General features: G+C 52.5%; 26 protein-coding genes. 2 read left to right on the top strand and 24 right to left on the bottom strand.

The window, feature by feature from the left end:
- Positions 1-66: 66 nt before the first annotated feature.
- The 3 genes from E1H13_RS02720 to E1H13_RS02710 form a co-directional block, all read right to left on the bottom strand.
- Positions 67-759 carry a DnaJ domain-containing protein gene (locus E1H13_RS02720; RefSeq protein WP_169611847.1) on the bottom strand — a complete coding sequence of 231 codons (693 nt, stop codon included), beginning with the start codon at positions 757-759 and terminating at the stop codon, positions 67-69.
- An 83-nt stretch (positions 760-842) separates the two neighbouring features.
- Positions 843-1,478 (bottom strand): ATP-dependent Clp protease proteolytic subunit, encoded by a 636-nt coding sequence (locus E1H13_RS02715; RefSeq protein ID WP_169611846.1) that lies wholly within the window; start codon positions 1,476-1,478, stop codon positions 843-845.
- Between the two features lie 79 nt (positions 1,479-1,557).
- Positions 1,558-2,247 carry an ATP-dependent Clp protease proteolytic subunit gene (locus E1H13_RS02710; protein ID WP_169611845.1) on the bottom strand — a complete coding sequence of 230 codons (690 nt, stop codon included), beginning with the start codon at positions 2,245-2,247 and terminating at the stop codon, positions 1,558-1,560.
- 174 nt (positions 2,248-2,421) lie between these two features.
- Here E1H13_RS02710 and E1H13_RS02705 point away from each other — a divergent pair, with 174 nt between their 5' ends.
- Both E1H13_RS02705 and E1H13_RS02700 read left to right on the top strand, forming a co-directional pair.
- The gene (locus E1H13_RS02705; protein ID WP_169611844.1) at positions 2,422-3,474 is read left to right on the top strand and encodes a dipeptide epimerase; all 1,053 of its coding nucleotides are present in this window, start codon (positions 2,422-2,424) and stop codon (positions 3,472-3,474) included.
- Positions 3,458-4,510, top strand: a complete 1,053-nt coding sequence (locus E1H13_RS02700) for a DUF1611 domain-containing protein (RefSeq protein ID WP_169611843.1) — start codon at positions 3,458-3,460, stop codon at positions 4,508-4,510. The genes E1H13_RS02705 and E1H13_RS02700 overlap by 17 nt, the downstream gene beginning before the upstream one ends.
- Positions 4,511-4,677: 167 nt before the next feature.
- Here E1H13_RS02700 and infA read toward each other — a convergent pair whose 3' ends face one another.
- From infA to rplC, 21 genes are all read right to left on the bottom strand, one after another.
- Positions 4,678-4,902: a translation initiation factor IF-1 gene (gene infA, locus E1H13_RS02695; RefSeq protein ID WP_006276978.1), complete on the bottom strand. Its 225-nt coding sequence runs from the start codon at positions 4,900-4,902 to the stop codon at positions 4,678-4,680.
- 136 nt (positions 4,903-5,038) lie between these two features.
- The gene (locus tag E1H13_RS02690; RefSeq protein WP_169611842.1) at positions 5,039-5,593 is read right to left on the bottom strand and encodes an adenylate kinase; all 555 of its coding nucleotides are present in this window, start codon (positions 5,591-5,593) and stop codon (positions 5,039-5,041) included.
- The gene (gene secY / locus E1H13_RS02685; protein WP_169611841.1) at positions 5,593-6,906 is read right to left on the bottom strand and encodes a preprotein translocase subunit SecY; all 1,314 of its coding nucleotides are present in this window, start codon (positions 6,904-6,906) and stop codon (positions 5,593-5,595) included. The genes E1H13_RS02690 and secY overlap by 1 nt, the downstream gene beginning before the upstream one ends.
- Positions 6,907-6,996: 90 nt before the next feature.
- Complete coding sequence (rplO, locus tag E1H13_RS02680) at positions 6,997-7,443, bottom strand: 50S ribosomal protein L15 (protein WP_169611840.1); 447 nt, start codon at positions 7,441-7,443, stop codon at positions 6,997-6,999.
- A 22-nt stretch (positions 7,444-7,465) separates the two neighbouring features.
- Positions 7,466-7,987, bottom strand: coding sequence for a 30S ribosomal protein S5 (rpsE, locus tag E1H13_RS02675; RefSeq protein ID WP_169611839.1), 522 nt, complete (start codon positions 7,985-7,987; stop codon positions 7,466-7,468).
- 82 nt (positions 7,988-8,069) lie between these two features.
- Entirely contained in the window at positions 8,070-8,432 is a 363-nt protein-coding gene (rplR, locus tag E1H13_RS02670) for a 50S ribosomal protein L18 (RefSeq protein ID WP_169611838.1), read from the bottom strand.
- A 3-nt stretch (positions 8,433-8,435) separates the two neighbouring features.
- Positions 8,436-8,975: a 50S ribosomal protein L6 gene (gene rplF, locus E1H13_RS02665; RefSeq protein WP_169611837.1), complete on the bottom strand. Its 540-nt coding sequence runs from the start codon at positions 8,973-8,975 to the stop codon at positions 8,436-8,438.
- Between the two features lie 72 nt (positions 8,976-9,047).
- Complete coding sequence (gene rpsH, locus E1H13_RS02660) at positions 9,048-9,449, bottom strand: 30S ribosomal protein S8 (RefSeq protein WP_169611836.1); 402 nt, start codon at positions 9,447-9,449, stop codon at positions 9,048-9,050.
- 26 nt (positions 9,450-9,475) lie between these two features.
- The gene (gene rplE, locus E1H13_RS02655; RefSeq protein ID WP_169611835.1) at positions 9,476-10,021 is read right to left on the bottom strand and encodes a 50S ribosomal protein L5; all 546 of its coding nucleotides are present in this window, start codon (positions 10,019-10,021) and stop codon (positions 9,476-9,478) included.
- A 95-nt stretch (positions 10,022-10,116) separates the two neighbouring features.
- A complete protein-coding gene (gene rplX, locus E1H13_RS02650; RefSeq protein WP_169611834.1) occupies positions 10,117-10,464 on the bottom strand; it encodes a 50S ribosomal protein L24 in 348 nt (115 codons plus the stop codon).
- Positions 10,464-10,829, bottom strand: coding sequence for a 50S ribosomal protein L14 (gene rplN, locus E1H13_RS02645; protein ID WP_169611833.1), 366 nt, complete (start codon positions 10,827-10,829; stop codon positions 10,464-10,466). The genes rplX and rplN overlap by 1 nt, the downstream gene beginning before the upstream one ends.
- Before the next feature lie 8 nt (positions 10,830-10,837).
- Positions 10,838-11,089, bottom strand: a complete 252-nt coding sequence (rpsQ, locus tag E1H13_RS02640; protein ID WP_169611832.1) for a 30S ribosomal protein S17 — start codon at positions 11,087-11,089, stop codon at positions 10,838-10,840.
- 16 nt (positions 11,090-11,105) lie between these two features.
- Positions 11,106-11,378: a 50S ribosomal protein L29 gene (gene rpmC / locus E1H13_RS02635; RefSeq protein ID WP_169611831.1), complete on the bottom strand. Its 273-nt coding sequence runs from the start codon at positions 11,376-11,378 to the stop codon at positions 11,106-11,108.
- 4 nt (positions 11,379-11,382) lie between these two features.
- The gene (gene rplP, locus E1H13_RS02630) at positions 11,383-11,802 is read right to left on the bottom strand and encodes a 50S ribosomal protein L16 (protein ID WP_169611830.1); all 420 of its coding nucleotides are present in this window, start codon (positions 11,800-11,802) and stop codon (positions 11,383-11,385) included.
- Positions 11,803-11,862: 60 nt separating this feature from the next.
- Positions 11,863-12,594, bottom strand: coding sequence for a 30S ribosomal protein S3 (gene rpsC, locus E1H13_RS02625; protein ID WP_169611829.1), 732 nt, complete (start codon positions 12,592-12,594; stop codon positions 11,863-11,865).
- Between the two features lie 76 nt (positions 12,595-12,670).
- Positions 12,671-13,027 carry a 50S ribosomal protein L22 gene (gene rplV, locus E1H13_RS02620; RefSeq protein ID WP_169611828.1) on the bottom strand — a complete coding sequence of 119 codons (357 nt, stop codon included), beginning with the start codon at positions 13,025-13,027 and terminating at the stop codon, positions 12,671-12,673.
- A 17-nt stretch (positions 13,028-13,044) separates the two neighbouring features.
- Entirely contained in the window at positions 13,045-13,323 is a 279-nt protein-coding gene (gene rpsS, locus E1H13_RS02615; RefSeq protein WP_169611827.1) for a 30S ribosomal protein S19, read from the bottom strand.
- A gap of 63 nt (positions 13,324-13,386) precedes the next feature.
- Positions 13,387-14,250 (bottom strand): 50S ribosomal protein L2, encoded by an 864-nt coding sequence (rplB, locus tag E1H13_RS02610; RefSeq protein ID WP_169611826.1) that lies wholly within the window; start codon positions 14,248-14,250, stop codon positions 13,387-13,389.
- Positions 14,251-14,306: 56 nt separating this feature from the next.
- The gene (locus E1H13_RS02605) at positions 14,307-14,612 is read right to left on the bottom strand and encodes a 50S ribosomal protein L23 (RefSeq protein ID WP_169611825.1); all 306 of its coding nucleotides are present in this window, start codon (positions 14,610-14,612) and stop codon (positions 14,307-14,309) included.
- Positions 14,602-15,234, bottom strand: a complete 633-nt coding sequence (rplD, locus tag E1H13_RS02600) for a 50S ribosomal protein L4 (protein ID WP_169611824.1) — start codon at positions 15,232-15,234, stop codon at positions 14,602-14,604. The genes E1H13_RS02605 and rplD overlap by 11 nt, the downstream gene beginning before the upstream one ends.
- A gap of 64 nt (positions 15,235-15,298) precedes the next feature.
- The gene (gene rplC / locus E1H13_RS02595) at positions 15,299-15,934 is read right to left on the bottom strand and encodes a 50S ribosomal protein L3 (RefSeq protein WP_169611823.1); all 636 of its coding nucleotides are present in this window, start codon (positions 15,932-15,934) and stop codon (positions 15,299-15,301) included.
- Between the last annotated feature and the right edge of the window lie 2 nt (positions 15,935-15,936).

Genomic DNA, 15,936 nt, shown 5'->3' with positions numbered 1-15,936 from the left:
GCGCAAACCTTGGCGTGGCATGAGCTCCTCTTTTGCATTTTGCCTTCTTACTTCTGCCTTGCTGTACTAGGCCACTGAGTTTTGACTCAATTGGGCCAAACGTTGAAAACCCTGCTGAATCGCTTGGCCTAAAGACTTATTGTGGGGGTCAACCCGGCAGGCCTTTTTCAGGCACGCCTCTGCCTTTTTCAAATTGCCCTGGTTGAGCAGGTCATGGCCCCAACGGTAATAGGTAATGGCATGCCACTGGCGCACCTCCGGATCTTCCGGGAACCGTTGGGCTAATCCTTCCACTAAGGCCACTGCCCTGGGGAACCGTTGGTGACTGAGTAAATGACGTAGGGTTTCAAAACTGGTCACCTTCAGGTTTTGGTCTACTGGCGAGCCGCCAGGAACCGGCTGCACCGTAGACGTATTTTCCAGTTTAGTCTCTGCCGCAGGGGCGGGCTTCGGGGTTTGAGTTTCAGGGATCTGGGTCTGAGATCGAGCGGATGCCTGGGGAGAGTTCGCAGGGGGTGCCTGGGGTTTGCTTGGCACCGAGGACTGGGGCGATCGCCCAGGCACCGCTACCTTTGGTAAAGCGGCCGCCAGGGCTTCGTAAGCCTGGGTAGCCTGAATAAACCGTTCCTTGGCCTGGTCATTGCCTGGATTCAGATCGGGATGATAGAGACGGGCTAAATTACGATAGGCCAGCTTGACATCGTCAAAGCTGGCCCCAGTTCTTAGGCCTAAAATCCGATAGTGGTGTGCCAGCGCCATAACCCAACCTAAATGGCTATAAGAATTCTCTCCCTATTCTGCCAAGGTCCGGTAGAAATGGCGCAATCAATTAGGGGATTCCCCTAAATCGCACTAGAGGCCACCGTAGCCAGCTCTTGGGAGCGCTCTTCGATCACCCGATCGATCAGGCCATACGCCTTCGCTTCCTCGGCTGATAGAAAGTAGTCGCGGTCGGTATCTTTCTCGATTTGCTCGATGGACTTACCCGTATGGCGCGCCATCATTTCGTTCAGTTCTTGACGCACCCGCAAGATTTCTTTGGCTTCGATCGCGATATCGCTAGCCTGTAATCGCTGCCGACCAGTGCCCCCCATCGGTTGGTGAATCATAATTCGCGAGTGGGGCAGGGCGACCCGTTTACCAGGGCTACCCGCCGCCAGCAAAAATGCCCCCATAGAGGCGGCTAAACCGAGGCAAATGGTGACGACATCTGACTTGATGTACTGCATGGTGTCATAGATGGCCATGCCCGCAGTCACTGAACCACCAGGGGAATTGATGTACAAATAGATGGGCTTGCTGTTGTCATCAGAGTCAAGATACAGCATAGCCGCCACAATGGAATTGGCCAAACTATCAGTCACCTCTTGCCCCAAGAAGATAATTCGCTCTTGGTTGAGACGGGTGTAGATATCGACCCACTGAGAATATTGGCTACCGGGTAAACGGTAGGGAACTTTAGGAGTACCGATGGGCATAGTGCTCTTTCCACCTACGATGAGTAATAACAGGTCTAAAACATCCGTAACAAGTCTACGGAGGGTAGTTTTCGGCGGGTTATACCCCCGCCCCAGCTGGCACTTGAGGCAACTCTTTACGACTGGCCAAAACGCGATCGATAATGCCGTACTCTTTAGCTTCTTCCGGGTTCATATAAAACATCCGGTCAGAGTCTTTCATCACCTGCTCCAGACTCTTGCCTGTGCTTTTGGCCAAGATATCCATCATGGAGCGTTTATTATCAAGCACTTCTTTAGCCCGAATTTCAATATCTGTAGCCTGTCCCTGGGCCCCACTACGGGGTTGGTTTAGGACAATTCGGGCATGGGGTAGACTGGCTCGATAGCCCTTATTCCCCGCCGCTAAAATGACTGCCGCTGATCCCATCGCTTGGCCAATACAAATAGTATGTACTGGGGGCTTGATATAGTTCATGGTGTCGCAGATGGCAAAGGCTTCGGTGTCGTAGCCAATCATGTTGCCGTCATACCAAGACGTACCGGTAGAGTTGATGTAAAAGTAGATAGGCTTATCTGGGTCGTCAAACTGCAAGTACAGCAGTTGGGCAATAATCAATTCAGTGACATCAATGCCCACCTGTTGCTTGATGTCATCCCCAGAAAACAAGGGTAGCCCCAAATAAACAATCCGCTCTTTCAAAAGTAGGGACGGTAAATCGGGAGGCGGCGTACGGTACATTGCGTCGCCATAGTACGGTGCTTGCACGGCTTTTATTTCTAAACTCATAGACCGAAGACGCCCAAATACGGCTTTTTTACAGTGTAACGTGGGAATGAGCCGGGTTCTACCTAAGGACAGACGGATATCCCCACCTACTGGCGGTTACTGAGGTAACATTCTGGGCGTGGGCCAGGGGCTTCACTTTGGCCGCAGTGCTGATCATTTCTTTTTTTCCCAGCCATGGAACTGTCCTGTCAAGCATTCACGGTCCATAAGCGGGTGCCTCTGACCATCAGCCGGGGGACGACCGCCCAGTCGACTAATCTTTGGCTGCGTGTTAAGGCCGAAGGGGTTGAGGGGTGGGGGGAAGCGGTACCCTTCTCGATTGGCAGCCACCGGCAGACCCTGGAGCAACTGATGGCTGATGTGGCTAAGTTAACGTCGGCGCTACAGCCTTACCATCCCCTAGACCGTCAGGCGACTGAAGTGGTAGGGGCGACCCTAGGGCTGCAGTCGGCCACGCGGGCGGCCCTGGATGTGGCCCTTTGGGATTGGTGTGGCAAATCTACAGGGCAACCCATCTGGCGTTTCCTCGGCCTCGACTTGAGGCAGATTCAGCCGACGTCAGTGACGGTGGGGATTATGAGTCCTGAAGCGGCCCTGGCGCGATCGCATGATTGGTTACAGCAAACGGCAGCCCGGGCGATTAAAGTCAAACTGGGTAGTCCTGCTGGCCTTGAGGCCGATCAAGCGATGTTCCAGGCCATTTATGACGGCATTCCCGCCGATGTTAGCCTCAGTGTTGACGCCAATGGGGGCTGGAGTTTGGCCGATGCGATCGCCATGGCAACCTGGCTCAGCGATCGTCGGGTGACCCACCTGGAACAACCGCTTTCAGTGAGCCAAAATGCCGATCTGAAAGACCTTAAGCAGCAGTCTCCCCTACCTATTTTCGTAGACGAAAGTTGCTTTAAAGGGCAAGATATTCCTGCTTTAGCCCCAGCAATTGATGGCATTAACATTAAGCTCATGAAGGCTGGGGGCCTCACCGAAGCCCTGCGAATGATTCATACGGCCCGGGCCTGTGGTCTTCAGGTGATGTTTGGTTGCTACTCTGACAGCAGCCTGGCCAATGGGGCCATGGCCCAGTTGGCTCCCCTGGCGGACTACTTAGATTTAGACAGTCACCTGAATCTACAAGACGATCCTTTCAGCGGCTTATCCCTGGTTGACGGATGCCTAATGCCCTCCCCTAACCCTGGACTTGGACTTGACTATGTACCTCACGCCTAATAGTCGGATTGTTTTGCTCATGCACGAAGGCACCCAGAGCACCATGGGTAAGACCGGCCTCTCGATGCTGCGCTTCAGCCAATCGCCGATTGTCGCGGTCATTGACTATCAATCCGCTGGTCAATCCCTGGCCCAACTCACCGGTATTGATCAACCCATCCCGATTGTGGCCTCGTTAACCGAAGCCCTAACCTATACGCCAGATGTCCTGGCCATTGGTATTGCCCCTTCTGGCGGTAAGCTGCCAGATCCCTGGTTTGAAGAGATTGAGCAAGCGGTAAAGGCGGGGCTCAGCATTGTCAATGGGTTGCACACACCAATGGCTGACCATCCAGCCTTAAAGCCCTGGACAAGGCCCAATCAATGGATCTGGGATGTGCGCCAGGAACCCCCAGGCCTTACGGTGGGGACGGGGCGAGCCCGAGATCTGCCCTGTAAACGGGTGTTGGCGGTGGGTACAGATATGTCGGTGGGCAAAATGTCCACCATTTTAGAACTGCATCGCGCCACTCTGAAACGGGGACTGCGATCTAAGGTGATTGCGACGGGGCAGACTAACTTGATGCTTGGGGACGATGGCATTCCCCTAGACGCTATTCGGGTCGACTACGCCTCTGGGGCCGTAGAGGGGGAATTGATCAAATACGGCTACGACCACGACATCTTATTTGTAGAAGGTCAGGGGTCGCTGCTCAATCCCTCCTCAACGGCTACACTGCCGCTACTGCGAGGTAGCCAGCCCACCCACCTGGTGCTGGTACATCGGGCGGAGCAAACTCACATCTATAACTGTCCCCAGGTCAAAATCCCGGATCTCCGTTGTGTTGTTGACCTTTATGAACAGGTAGCCACGGCTGGGGGAGCCTTTTATCCGTCCCCTGTGGTGGCGATCGCCCTAAATACAGGCCAACTCAGCTCGGACGCTGCCGATAGAGCGATCGCCCAGACTGAAGCCACAACTGGCTTACCCTGCACTGACATTTTTCGTTACGGGGCTGAAACAATATTGGACCCTATTCTGGCTTCAGCAGACTAGATCTAGATACAGATCTGATTTGGGTATTCTAACTGGGGTACCTTGGCTTGGGTATTCTGAACTGAATGCTGAGAATTGGCGGCATTAGCTATAACCGAGCCAATTGATCTGTCCTGTTATCTCTCTCTGCTCCAGACTTAAGCCCAAACCTGGCCCTTGATGCCGCTCTACTTCTTCCGTAGCCGATAGGTAATACGTCCCTTGGTTAAGTCGTAGGGGGTAAGCTCTACCTTGACGCGATCGCCGGGCAGAATTTTGATGTAGTTACGCCGAATTTTGCCGGAAATATGCGCCAAAACATTAAATCCGTTATCTAAATCCACCCGAAACATTGCGTTCGGCAAAGATTCAGTGACGGTCCCCTCCATTTCAATTAAGTCTTGTTTAGACAAGCTAAATCCTCCTTACTGCGTCCATTGGTCCAATGTCCCTTGGAATGGCTGCCCACTGGCAATCCTAAGGACTCAAATGGGGGATCAAGGTATCCTCCTGGCCCCCTTTAAAGTAACAAACAATGTCACTGAAGCACTAATCTACGACCACCTGCTTCAAATTCGCTTGCACAGACTCCATGGTTTGATTACCGTTGATAGACACGAGTCGCTGTCGCGATCGATAAAAATCAATTAGAGGTTCTGTTTGCTGCCGGTAGACATCCAAACGATGGCGGATCACCGACTCATCATCATCTTGCCGCCCCCGCTTCAGTAGGCGAGCAATAATCACCTCATCGGTCACATCCAGGTTCACCGCAAAGTCAAATGGCTGCTTGATGTCATCTAGCAATTGATTCAAAAATTCAGCCTGGGGCACCGTCCTAGGGAAGCCGTCTAAAATCCAGCCCTGCTGAGCATCAGGTTGATCTAAGCGCTCTCGAATTAGCCCTAGCATCAACTCATCGGGCACTAATTCACCAGCGTTCATATAAACTTCGGCCTTTTGCCCCAGGGATGTACCTTCAGCCACTGCGGCCCGTAAGATGTCACCCGTAGAGATGTGAGGTACACCCATATCCTCAGATAACATTTTGGCTTGGGTACCTTTACCCGCTCCCGGGGGACCCATGAAAATTAAACGAGTCACTACTGTTTCACCATTCCTTCGTAACGCTGGGAGATCACATAGGTCTGAATCTGCTTGGCGGTATCAATCGCAACCCCCACTAAGATCAGCAAGGAAGTAGCCCCAAAGCCTCTGAAGGTTTGTACCCGAGTCAAACCCTCCACAGCACTTGGTACAACTGCTACTAGACCTAGAAAAATAGCGCCCAAGAAGGTGAGTCGATTCAAAATACGGCTAATGTATTCGGTCGTGGCCTTACCCGGCCGGATACCTGGAATGCTCGCCCCCATTTTCTTCAAGTTCCGGGACATATCCTCAGGGTTGACCACCAGAGAGGCGTAAAAGTAGCTGAAGAATAAAATCATCAGCAGATAAAGACCCACATACACCAGAGAGGTTGGATTGAGATAGGTGTTAACGATCTGGTTGAAGGTGGGGTTGTTGATGTACTGGGTCAGAGAAATCGGCAATACCAGGACAGCAGAGGCAAAAATAATCGGCATCACCCCCCCCTGATTTAGCCGCAGGGGAAGGTAATTGCTCTGTTCGATATACATTTTGCGACCCACCTGGCGACGAGCCGAAATAATCGGAATTCGCCGTGTGCCTTCCTGCACAAACACGATCCCCACAATCATGGCCAGGAATACCAGCATCAAAATAATCACGCCGCCCACCAGGTTGCGATCGCCGCTCTGAGCTAACTCAATGGTCTGGCCCAGGGAACGGGGCAAGGTGGAGACAATATTCAAGAAGATTAATAGAGAAGCGCCATTGCCAATGCCCCGCTCTGTGATTAGTTCTCCTACCCACATGACGAACATAGAACCAGCGGTTAAGGCGATCACGGTTTCGACCACAAAGGGAATCCCGGGCACCCGAGCAAACTGGTACAACAGAAACGAAGAGAGCAACGTACTCTGCAAAATTGCCCAGCCAAGGGCAACATAACGAGTAATTTGGGAAATCTTACGGCGGCCAGCCTCTCCCTCATTTTTCTGTAAATCTTCAAGGGCAGGGATCGCCGCTGTTAACAGCTGCATAATAATGGAGGCGTTAATAAATGGCAAAATGCCCAGAGCAAAAATACCCAGAGCAGAGAGCCCACCACCCACAAAAATATCTAAGAAACCAACAAAGCCGCCGAGACTGCCTGACTGAATCGACTCTGCGAAAGCAGCTCGATCAATCCCAGGGACTGGAATAAAAATACCCAGTCTAACTAAAACCAATAACCCCAGGGTGACCAGCAGGCGACTGCGCAAGCCAGCTGCTTGCGCCATCTGCATAAAGGTTTCCTGTGCGCTTGGCGTTTTACCCCGACTTACGACCATGAAAGAGTTCCTCGGACCTGCGTTTAATTCTTGAGTAGAGCCACAAAAGGCGGCTTCAGTACTAGTCTAAGGGATGACTGAGCTATCCCGCTAACTAATGATCTCGCAAGTACCACCAGCTTGCTCGATTTTAGCCTTAGCTGACTGGGTGAAAGCTGCCGCCCTAACCGTCAGGGCATTAGACAATTCGCCATCTCCCAGGACCTTAAGCGGGCCATCATTAGTGGTTAAGACACCGGCTTCCAGTAGCGACTCTAGGGTGACTTCGGTACCTGCAGGCAAGTGAGCTAAATTTTTCAGATTAATGATGGTGTAAACCTTCTGATTTACCAGAGGGAAGTGCTTGAGCTTAGGGATACGGCGGTAAAGCGGCATTTGCCCCCCCTCAAACCCGGGACGAGTACCGCTGCCAGATCGGGACTTTTGCCCTCGCATGCCAAATCCACAGCTCGCCCCTTGGCCAGCAGAAATACCTCGACCGACCCGACGGCGGCGGCGCTTGGATCCGGCTTTAGGTTGTGCGTCGTTAAGTCTCATGGCTGCGTAAGATAAACAATAGTTATACGTACAGATTTTCGACCGGAATATCGCGCTCCTCAGCCACCTCAGTAAAGGTCCGCAGGGAAGCAAGGGCATCGGCAGCGGCTCGAGCATTATTTAAAGGATTGTTTGATCCCAACTGCTTAGCCAGCACATTCCGAACCCCGGCTAGTTCGAGCACAGTCCGCACGGCTCCCCCAGCAATTACTCCGGTACCAGGTGCCGCTGGGCGCATAAACACCTTAGCACCCCCCCCAATCCCATTAGACGGATGGGGAATAGAGTAGGAGCGCGTCAAGGGCACATCAACTAAGTGCTTTTTGCCATCGGCTACCCCTTTCTTCACGGCACCGATGACATCCCCAGCTTTACCAACTCCGACACCGACTTGGCCTTTTTCATTACCGACCACAACGATGGCGCGAAAGCTGAGTTTTTTACCCCCTTTCACCACCTTCGTGACCCGGCGAATTTGTACAACGCGCTCTTGCCAGTCGGTTTTCTTCTCTTTAGTACGAGCTTCTTTACGACGATTTGCCATGCTTTTCCCAAGCCTCTCTTTAATCCAGCACTGTTAGACTATGCCATTGAGCGATTCCCAAGGAGTTGCGAGTGCCACTCCCTTAAACGTTTAAGCCAGCTTCGCGAGCTGCATCAGCCAAGGTGGCAACGCGACCGTGGTACAGCTTGCCACCACGATCAAACACCACCTGGTTGATGCCTGCCTGTAAGGCCCGCTCCGCCACCAGCTTGCCAACCGCCGCCGCCGCTTCCTGGGTGGCTCCAGATTGCCCACTGTCTAAGACATCTGATTCTACGGTTGAAGCAGCCACCAAAGTGCGATGAGCCGTATCATCAATGATCTGAGCATAAATGTGCTGATTCGATCGAAATACCGCCAACCGAGGCTGCTCAGGGGTACCAAACACACGCTTACGAATGCGTGCATGGCGGCGACGGGTTAACTCTTTACGACTTGCTTTCATGGCTTATTTTTTCCCTGACTTCCCAGCCTTACGTCTGATTTGCTCACCGGCATAGCGCACACCTTTACCCTTATAGGGCTCAGGGGGTCGGCTAGCCCGAACCCTAGCGGCCATATTACCGACCAGTTCTTTATCAATGCCACTGACGATAACATTGGTGTTGTTTTCAACCGCAAACTCAATGCCGGTGGGAGGTTCAAACACCACTGGATGGCTATAGCCCAGGCTGAGGTTCAGATTGCGGCCTTGGACTTGAGCCCGATAACCAATCCCTTGAATCTCTAGGCGCTTCTGATAACCATTGGCCACCCCTTCTACCATATTGGCTACCAGGGTGCGGCAAAGGCCATGACGCTCCCGGGCCAGCCGTGAGTCGTTCTTACGATTCACCAAAACCGTGTCACCCTCTTGAACCACCACTACCCCAGCAGGCAATGTGCGGGAGAGTTCTCCTTTTGGCCCTTTAACCTGAACATCCTGACCGTCAATCGTAATTGACACCTTAGCCGGGATAGGGATTGGCCGTTTGCCAATACGTGACATGATGCAATACTCCTAAATCCTTAGCATTCAATAACGCTCTGTCGTCAGATCTGTAGACCGCCTAAGGGTCAACTACCAAACGTAGCACAGTACTTCACCCCCCACTCCCTGACGGCGAGCATCACGATCGGTCATGATGCCGCTAGAGGTGGAAATGATGGCAATTCCAATTCCCCCTAGTACCCGGGGCAACTCTTTACGGTTGGAATACACCCGCAAACCAGGTTTGCTAACGCGAGTCAGATTACGAATAATCGGCTGACGAGTTTTCCCCTTGTATTTCAGAGTAATGACTAGCTGGGGCCGTTCTTCAGTGGTGACCTCAGTAAAGTCAGTAATAAACCCCTCTTCTTTGAGTACCTTGGCAATACTCCGGGTCATCCGGGTCGAAGGAATACTCACGGTTTGGTGCCGCGCCAAGTTCGCATTTCGAATGCGAGTCAGCATATCCGCAATGATGTCGTTAGCAGCCATAGTTCTAGTACGCGTATAAACCTGTATTAGTTGTCACGGAATGGCATACCCAATTCCTTGAGTAGTGCTCGCCCTTCTTCATCGGTATTGGCTGTGGTCACGATGGTGACATCCAATCCACGAATCTGATCAATACTGTCGTAATCAATTTCCGGGAAAATCAATTGTTCCCGGAGGCCCAAGGTGTAGTTACCACGACCGTCAAAGGCCTTAGGGCTAATCCCACGAAAGTCACGAATGCGGGGCAGAGATAGGTTGATGAGGCGGTTCAAAAAGGCATACATTCGATCTGAGCGAAGGGTGACCATAACGCCCACAGGCATGCCCTGACGAATCTTGAACCCCGCGATCGCCTTTTTTGCCCGGGTAACCACAGGGCGCTGCCCTGTAATCAAGGCAATTTCACTCAGGGATGATTCCAGGGCCTTGGCGTTCTGAGACGCCTCCCCTAAACCTCGGTTGACGGTGACTTTAACAACTTTGGGCACCTGGTGAATGTTGGTGTACTTAAACTGATCCATCAGTTTGGGTACCACCGTATCTCGATAAAGGATTTTGAGCTGATCTGTCATGATGATTTACTACTTTCCTGGGCTTGGTCAGGAATAAAGTGATTAATCGTTAAAGGCATTAAGGGGTAACCGTTGGACCACCAAGATATCCCTGGTTAATCAATAATTTCCCCAGTTTTTTTCAACATGCGGACTTTACGTCCATCCTCATTGAAGGTGTAGCAAACTCGACTCGCCACCTTCTCTTTCTCGGAGTACAGCATGACGTTAGAGCTGTGAATGGGCCCTTCTTGCACCACAATCTGGCCAGATTCCCCTTCCTGTTGAGGCTTGACATGCTTGGTGCGCATGTTCACCCCTTGCACAATCACTTGGCTTTTCTTGGGGTTAACCGATAACACTTCACCCACTTTGCCGCGATCGCGCCCAGTAATCACCTGAACCGTATCGCCTTTACGCACATGTACCTTCTGCCGGGTGGGCTGCTTGGTAGATGTTGCCATTACAATACCTCCGGTGCGAGGGAAACAATCTTGGTAAAGTTCTTATCGCGCAGTTCCCGAGCCACAGGGCCAAAAACTCTAGTACCCCGTGGATTGCCGTCCTGGTTGATGATTACAGCCGCATTGTCATCAAAGCGAATGCTCATCCCACTGCTGCGCCGTAATCCTTTTTTAGTACGAACAATCACAGCCCGCACCACATCCGATTTCTTCACGGCCATATTAGGCAGGGCATCCTTAACCACGGCAATCACCACATCGCCCACACCGGCATAGCGCCGGTTCCCGCCTAACACACGGATACACATGAGCTTCCGTGCTCCGCTGTTATCCGCCACATTTAAATAAGATTCCTGCTGAATCATTTTTTCCCCTAGGCCTCCGCTGCCCGATTAACAATGTCAGCCACGACCCAGCGCTTTGTCCGACTTAGGGGACGAGTTTCACGGATACGTACCCGGTCCCCTTCTTGGCAGGCATTTTCTTCGTCGTGAACTTTATAACGCTTAGTCCGAACCACAATCTTGCCGTACTTTTGATGGGAGGTCCGGCTTTCTACAGCTACAACAACGGTCTTATCCATCTTGTCGCTGACGACCAATCCCACTCGTTCTTTAACCGCCATCTCGTTTACCTATTCCCTATGCTGATACTGATTCCGCAGCGGCTGCGGTGACCTCATCCGACTGACCAGTAGCAGCACTTTCTAAGGATGCCAGTTGGCGCTCCCGCTGAACGGTCATTAACTGAGCCAGGCGATGACGAGCATGCTTGAATTGATGCACTGACTTATCAAGTTGTCGAGTGGCTTTTTGAAACCGCAGCTGAAATAGATCCCGCTTAGTTTCCACAATGGCCTCAAGTAATTCCTCATCACTGAGGTTGCGGGCATCCTGAATTTTAGGCAGTGCCATTGGGTTAAGCCTCCTTACTATCTCTGACAATAAACTTGGTTTTGAAGGGCAGCTTGAAGGCAGCTAGACGCATCGCTTCACGAGCTGTTGCCTCAGGTACACCAGCAATTTCAAAGATAATCCGACCTGGCTTTACCACGGCTACCCAGTACTCTGGGTTCCCTTTACCAGAACCCATCCGGGTTTCTGCTGGACGCATCGTAACCGGCTTGTCGGGGAAAACCCGAATCCAGATCTTTCCGCCCCGACGGACGTAGCGAGTCATAGCCCGACGACCGGCCTCGATTTGGCGAGAGGTGAGCCAGCAAGGTTCAGTAGCTTGTAGAGCAAAATCGCCAAAGCTAATGTCACTCCCCCGTTGAGCCATCCCGCGCATGCGCCCGCGATGCTGCTTGCGAAATTTAGTTCGTTTTGGACTAAGCATGGATCGGCACTCATCAATTCACAGGTTAACTTCAATCGAGAAAACGTCGGAACTTAAGCGTTAAGCTTCATTCGAGCGGTCTTCAAACTGCTGCCGCCGCCGGGGTTGCCGCCGCCGGGGTTGGACATTCGGGGCAGGAGTTGGATCTTCTTGGCCAGGAATAATCTCACCCTTAAAGATCCATACTTTCACCCCTAAAATGCCGTAAGTGGTTTGGGCGGTGGTGTAGGCATAGTCCACATCGGCTCTGAGGGTGTGGAGGGGGACACGACCTTCCCGAGTCCATTCGGTGCGAGCAATTTCTGCCCCGTTTAGCCGACCACTCACTTGGATCTTGATACCTTCTACCCCAGCCCGCTGAGCCCGCTGCAAAGCCTGGCGTACCACTCGCCGGAACGACACCCGCCGCTCTAGCTGCTGAACGATGTATTCCGCCACTAAGGCCGCATCCGCGTCAACCCGGCTGACTTCAACCACGTTTACCCGAATCTGGCGATTGGAATCCTTCAACACCTTTTGGAGGCCGGAACGGAGGGATTCAATACCTGCTCCACCACGACCAACAACCACCCCAGGGCGAGCCGTACGAACTTCAAGATCAATCTGATCGGCTTTACGCTCAATCCGAATATCAGAAATGCCAGCATTGCTGAGGGTCTTTTGGACATACTCACGAATGAGATAATCCTCTTGAAGCAGCTCGGGATAGCGCATACCTTCCGCAAACCAGCGAGAACGGTGCTCTTGCACTACGCCAAGGCGAAACCCAGTTGGATGAATCTTGTGTCCCACGAACTAACCTCTGAAAACGGTGCTTTAACGACTGATTCGAGCAAACAATATAAATAGTGGACTCTAGCCTTAACCCTTACTCACCAGGGGGAGCTACCGCGATGGTGATATGGCAAGTGGGCTTACGAATTTGATAGGCCCGTCCTTGGGCCCGAGGTCGAAACCGCCTCAGGGTCGGCCCAGCATCGGCATAAGCCTCACTAATCACAAGATCAATGGGATCTAGGCCGTTATTGTGCTCAGCGTTGGCCACCGCAGAGCGCAACACTTTAATGATGGGCTCACAGGCCTTGTAGGGCATGAACTCCAGGATGATCAGAGCATCTCGGTAGCTTTTACCACGAATTTGATCGAGTACGCGACGCACCTTGCGGGGAGACATGCGCACATAGCGGGCCACTGCCTTAACCTGCTCTGAGGTATCTACAGCCATTTCTCCAACTCCTCTGCCTAACGACGCGCTTTCTTATCACTTTTGGCATGCCCGCGAAAGGTTCGCGTAGGGGCAAATTCACCTAGCTTATGGCCGACCATCTGCTCGGTAATGTAGACCGGAACATGCTGCCGACCATTGTGAACGGCAATGGTATGCCCAATCATCTGGGGCAAAATCGTAGACGCCCGAGACCAGGTCTTAATCACCTGCTTATCTCCCTTAGTGTTAAGGGCTTCAATTTTTGACAGTAAGTGGTCGGCCACAAACGGCCCTTTCTTCAATGAGCGAGACATGATGCTTCAGCCCTACACAACAACCAACGACATGCGATACCAACAATCTAGGCGACCAATCATCTAAGCGTTCCGACCGCCCCGTCCCCGCTTAGATACCCGACGACGACGACGCACCACATACTTGTCGCTGTCCTTGTTCTTTTTGCGAGTTTTATAGCCTAAGGTAGGTTTGCCCCAGGGGGTAACTGGCCCAGATCGGCCAATGGGGGCTCGCCCTTCACCACCACCATGGGGGTGATCCACTGGGTTCATGACGCTGCCACGGACCTCAGGACGACGCCCCATCCAACGTTTACGACCAGCCTTACCTAGGCTGACGTTACGAATATCGGCATTTCCTACCTGGCCAATGGTGGCATAGCATTCTCGCCGCACCATCCGTACCTCTGTGGAAGGTAGCTTTAAGGTGACGTAGTCTCCTTCTTTGGCCACCACCTGAGCCCCAGCTCCGGCAGAGCGAGCCATTTGCCCTCCTTTACCGGCCTGCATCTCGATGTTGTGCACTGTGGTGCCTAGAGGAATCTTGTACAGCGGTAAAGCATTACCAACTTCCAAGGGGGCATCAGGCCCAGAAACGACAGTGGCACCTACCGTTAAGCCGGCTGGACAAAGGATATAGCGCTTTTCCCCATCGGCATAGTGGAGTAGGGAAATCCGAGCGTTGCGATTGGGGTCGTACTCGATGGAGGCCACCTTGGCCGACACGCCCACCTTATTTCGATGGAAATCAACGACTCGGTAAAGGCGCTTGTGTCCACCACCTCGATGGCGACAGGTAATTACCCCCCGATTGTTGCGTCCCTTAGGTCGATGCTTGGACCGCGTCAGGGACTTTTCAGGTTCGCTACGGGTGATTTCGGCAAACTCAGAGACGGTGCGCTCGCGAGTGCCTGGAGTGTATGGTCGGTAAGAACGGATACCCATGGAAATTCTTGCTGGCTACACGGTTAAATCGACGGGACGTTAACGTTATTAGATGACTACAGATCGGGGAAGAGAGGAATGGAATCTCCCGGGGCCAGCGTTACTACGGCCCGTTTGTAATGGGGACGATTACCGACAAAACGACCAAAACGTCGCCGCTTGCTCGGGGGATTATAGGTGTTAACCGCCGTTACCGTGACCTCAAATAGCTCTTCGATAGCTGCTTTGATGTCAGGCTTGGTGGCTGTTGGGATCACCTCAAAGACGTACTGATTGTTTTCCATCAGTAGGGTAGCCTTTTCAGTCACCAACGGACGGCGGACCAAATCAGCCAACGTGGGTACTGTAGGGTTAGTCACCATAAACCTCCTGAATAGCCTCGATAGCGGGGGCTGTTGCTACTAGCTGATCGGCGGCCAGCAAATCATAAATATTCAGATTATTGGCGGTGATCAGCTTTACGTTTTCAATGTTGCGAGCGGAGAGATAGATGAGCTCTTGCTTCTCGGCAATGATTAACAGCACTTTGCTACTAGCATCAACACCCCACCGGGTCAGGGCCTCTAGTAAATCCTTCGTTTTAGGACGGGAGAATTTATCATCAAAGGCTTCCACTACGATCAAGTCATCTAACCGATCCTGGAAAGCCGTTCGCAAAGCCAAGCGACGCTCCTTGCGGTTCATTTTGACGCTGAAGTCCCGAGGCTTAGGCCCAAAAATTACTCCCCCGCCCCGCCACAGCGGAGAACGGTTTGACCCAGCCCGGGCCCGCCCTGTTCCCTTCTGGCGCCAGGGCTTACGACCACCGCCCCGTACTTCGGCTCGGGTCTTACTAGACACCGTGCCCTGACGGGCATTATTCATCTGCCGCACTAGGGCGCGATGCACAATGTGAGAGGCTACATCTTGATCAGCCACCTTAAAATCCAAAGATGCCGTGCTAGCCTCTTGGCCTTCCCAATTTTTAACGACGCACTCTACCATCGTCTTGACCTATCCCTAAAACTCTCCAAGTCTCCGAAAATGTCCCATCTTTAAGGTTGAGGGACTAGGCCTTGACCCACTTAGCTGGGGCAATGCTAACCAACGCACCAGGCTTACCAGGAATTGCTCCCTTAATCAGCAGTAGGTTGCGATCGCTGTCTACCCTTACTACCTCAAGCTTGCGGATAGTAACTTGGGCATTCCCCATCTGACCAGCCATGCGCTTACCAGGGTATATCCGCCCGGGGGTTGTCCCAGCCCCAGTAGAACCGGGTTGGCGATGATTCTTAGAGCCATGAGACATGGGACCACGACGAAAATTGTGCCGCTTCTGATAGCCCGCAAACCCCTTGCCAATACTCTTGCCGCTAATGTCAACCAACTGTCCAGACTCAAAGCTGTCGGCGGTAATGGCCTGACCTAGCTCGTAGGCATCGGCTGCCTCAACGCGATACTCCTTAAGATGACGCACTGGTGTGCTGCCGGAACGGGACAGATGCCCTAATTTAGGCTTATTCAACGCCTTCTCTGTTGCTTCTCCAAAACCAAGTTGGATGGCCGCATAGCCATCGGTGTCCGGAGTCTTAATTTGAGTTACGACACAGGGTCCCGCCTCGACGACGGTGACTGGAACGGCATTTCCTGCCTGATCGAAGATTTGGGTCATGCCCAGCTTTTTGCCGAGAATACCGACTGCCACAG

This window comes from Nodosilinea sp. P-1105, from assembly GCF_012911975.1.
Lineage (GTDB): Bacteria > Cyanobacteriota > Cyanobacteriia > Phormidesmidales > Phormidesmidaceae > Nodosilinea.
The sequence above is the reverse complement of the archived record's forward strand: the minus strand, read 5'-3'. Positions and strand labels throughout refer to the sequence as shown.

Excerpts from the sequence above, each read along its gene's own strand:
- E1H13_RS02720 (WP_169611847.1), bottom strand. The coding sequence starts at position 759 with ATGGCGCTGGCACACCACTATCGGATTTTAGGCCTAAGAACTGGGGCC.
- E1H13_RS02715 (WP_169611846.1), bottom strand. The coding sequence starts at position 1,478 with ATGCCCATCGGTACTCCTAAAGTTCCCTACCGTTTACCCGGTAGCCAA.
- E1H13_RS02710 (WP_169611845.1), bottom strand. The coding sequence starts at position 2,247 with ATGAGTTTAGAAATAAAAGCCGTGCAAGCACCGTACTATGGCGACGCA.
- E1H13_RS02705 (WP_169611844.1), top strand. The coding sequence starts at position 2,422 with ATGGAACTGTCCTGTCAAGCATTCACGGTCCATAAGCGGGTGCCTCTG.
- E1H13_RS02700 (WP_169611843.1), top strand. The coding sequence starts at position 3,458 with ATGTACCTCACGCCTAATAGTCGGATTGTTTTGCTCATGCACGAAGGC.
- secY (WP_169611841.1), bottom strand. The coding sequence starts at position 6,906 with ATGGTCGTAAGTCGGGGTAAAACGCCAAGCGCACAGGAAACCTTTATG.
- rplO (WP_169611840.1), bottom strand. The coding sequence starts at position 7,443 with ATGAGACTTAACGACGCACAACCTAAAGCCGGATCCAAGCGCCGCCGC.
- rpsE (WP_169611839.1), bottom strand. The coding sequence starts at position 7,987 with ATGGCAAATCGTCGTAAAGAAGCTCGTACTAAAGAGAAGAAAACCGAC.
- rplR (WP_169611838.1), bottom strand. The coding sequence starts at position 8,432 with ATGAAAGCAAGTCGTAAAGAGTTAACCCGTCGCCGCCATGCACGCATT.
- rplF (WP_169611837.1), bottom strand. The coding sequence starts at position 8,975 with ATGTCACGTATTGGCAAACGGCCAATCCCTATCCCGGCTAAGGTGTCA.
- rpsH (WP_169611836.1), bottom strand. The coding sequence starts at position 9,449 with ATGGCTGCTAACGACATCATTGCGGATATGCTGACTCGCATTCGAAAT.
- rplE (WP_169611835.1), bottom strand. The coding sequence starts at position 10,021 with ATGACAGATCAGCTCAAAATCCTTTATCGAGATACGGTGGTACCCAAA.
- rplX (WP_169611834.1), bottom strand. The coding sequence starts at position 10,464 with ATGGCAACATCTACCAAGCAGCCCACCCGGCAGAAGGTACATGTGCGT.
- rplN (WP_169611833.1), bottom strand. The coding sequence starts at position 10,829 with ATGATTCAGCAGGAATCTTATTTAAATGTGGCGGATAACAGCGGAGCA.
- rpsQ (WP_169611832.1), bottom strand. The coding sequence starts at position 11,089 with ATGGCGGTTAAAGAACGAGTGGGATTGGTCGTCAGCGACAAGATGGAT.
- rpmC (WP_169611831.1), bottom strand. The coding sequence starts at position 11,378 with ATGGCACTGCCTAAAATTCAGGATGCCCGCAACCTCAGTGATGAGGAA.
- rplP (WP_169611830.1), bottom strand. The coding sequence starts at position 11,802 with ATGCTTAGTCCAAAACGAACTAAATTTCGCAAGCAGCATCGCGGGCGC.
- rplV (WP_169611828.1), bottom strand. The coding sequence starts at position 13,027 with ATGGCTGTAGATACCTCAGAGCAGGTTAAGGCAGTGGCCCGCTATGTG.
- rpsS (WP_169611827.1), bottom strand. The coding sequence starts at position 13,323 with ATGTCTCGCTCATTGAAGAAAGGGCCGTTTGTGGCCGACCACTTACTG.
- rplB (WP_169611826.1), bottom strand. The coding sequence starts at position 14,250 with ATGGGTATCCGTTCTTACCGACCATACACTCCAGGCACTCGCGAGCGC.
- E1H13_RS02605 (WP_169611825.1), bottom strand. The coding sequence starts at position 14,612 with ATGGTGACTAACCCTACAGTACCCACGTTGGCTGATTTGGTCCGCCGT.
- rplD (WP_169611824.1), bottom strand. The coding sequence starts at position 15,234 with ATGGTAGAGTGCGTCGTTAAAAATTGGGAAGGCCAAGAGGCTAGCACG.